This window comes from Bradyrhizobium sp. Ken64 (assembly GCF_055807555.1).
The window spans coordinates 1-1538 of sequence record NZ_JBVVPA010000065.1; the positions used below are offsets into that span (position 1 = coordinate 1).

A 1538-nucleotide genomic window follows, 5' to 3' on the forward strand; every position below is an offset into this window, starting at 1 on the left:
TTCTTCCACCGCGCCGGCCATCTCGCCGATCTCGTCCTTGCGGCCCAGGCCCGGCAGCACGACGTCGAAATTGCCCGCGGCAAGCTCGCGCATTGCCTTGCACATCGCGATCATCGGACGCGAAATGCCGTTGCCCAGCATCAGGGCGAGCGCAGCGCCGACGGCCAAGCCGCCCAGCGCCATCATCAGCATCAGCCGCTCGGTCTCGCCGATGGTGGCATTGGCGTTGACTTCGATGCGCTGCTGATCCGTCGTCAGCTCCGACCGCAGCTCACCCGAGAGCTTGAGAATGGACGCGGCCGTCTTGGTCATCTCGCCGTTCAGCTTGACGATGACCTTCACGTTCTCGGTCAGCTTTGAAAAGGAGGCGCGGTACTGCTTGAGGAGATTGCTGATCTCGGTGACGCGGTCGGTGATCTTCTGGTCGTTGGCATAGATCGAGACCAGCAAGGTCTCCAGAAATTTGATGCGGGCGGTCACGCCGTCGGCGGTCTTCGGCTCCGGCTTGGCGACGAAAGCGCTGACCGAGGTGGAGACCGCAAGGTATTGCGAGGTGATGTCCTTGGCCGTGCTCTGAACCGAGTTCAGGCCCGCCAATGCCGCGGTATCGGCAAGATCGTCGAACTTGAAGCGGATCTTGTTGCCGACGCTGTTGAGCTCATCGGTCGCGATCTTGTTGTTGTCGCGCGTCAGCGTGATGATCTCGCCGAACACCTTGGTAAAGCTCTTGAAGTCGGCCTCGAGCTTGCCGACCTGCTCGCGGCGCGCGGCGCCCGTGGTGGCCGCCGCCGACTTGGCGATCGCGGCCCTCAAATTCTCTTCGGCTGCCTTGGCCGCGGTCTCGTCATCCGCCGCGCCGGTTAGCGTGTAGGCCCGGGCCAGCCCCTGATAGGCGATCAGCTCGCGATCGACCGTCCGCGCAAGGTCCGCTTCGGCGACGCTGGAGCGGTAGGAGGCCACGGCGGCCTGGATCCGCTCGAAGCCGAAATACGCGAAAGCCATGCTGACGGCGAGGATGGCGAGCACCGCCACGAAGCCGAGGATGATTTTTGCGCGAAAACGCAAGGTAAGCAGCTTCGATATGGTCGGCTTCGACTTGACGGGCATTCCCCACCCCATTCCATTCGCGGAAAACCAGGCGCAGCCCGGAAGCAGCCCGCTTCCTGACGCGTGAGCACGGTAAATGGCAAAGGATAAGCTGCGGTAAATTTGTGGCGCCGCAACCGGCGGTTAGGTGACGCTGGGTCTCGCCGTCCTGGACAAGCGGAGCGACGATCCAGGATCTATGACCCCAGGGAGCGGTTTGGCGATGACTCGGAGTTAACAGTTCGCCCGACAACTCCGGCTTGGGATAATGGGTCCTGGCTTTCGCCAGGACGACATTGGCGGGAATGCCCCTACGCGGCCCGGATATTCCCCATGAAGCGGTCGAGCTCGGCGCGCAGGCGGGTGCTTTCGGACGACAGCGTCTTGGCCGAGTGCAGCACCTCTTCCGAGGCCGAGCCGGTTTCAGCGGCGCCGCGGTTGACCTGGCCGAT

The 1538-nt window shown here is 63.3% G+C and carries 1 protein-coding gene; it reads right to left on the bottom strand.

The features are described from left to right. Positions 1–1107, bottom strand: a 1107-nt coding sequence (locus tag AC0L2F_RS35625; protein ID WP_473251508.1) for a HAMP domain-containing protein, incomplete at its 3' end; no start/stop codon positions are given. Positions 1108–1538: the final 431 nt, after the last annotated feature.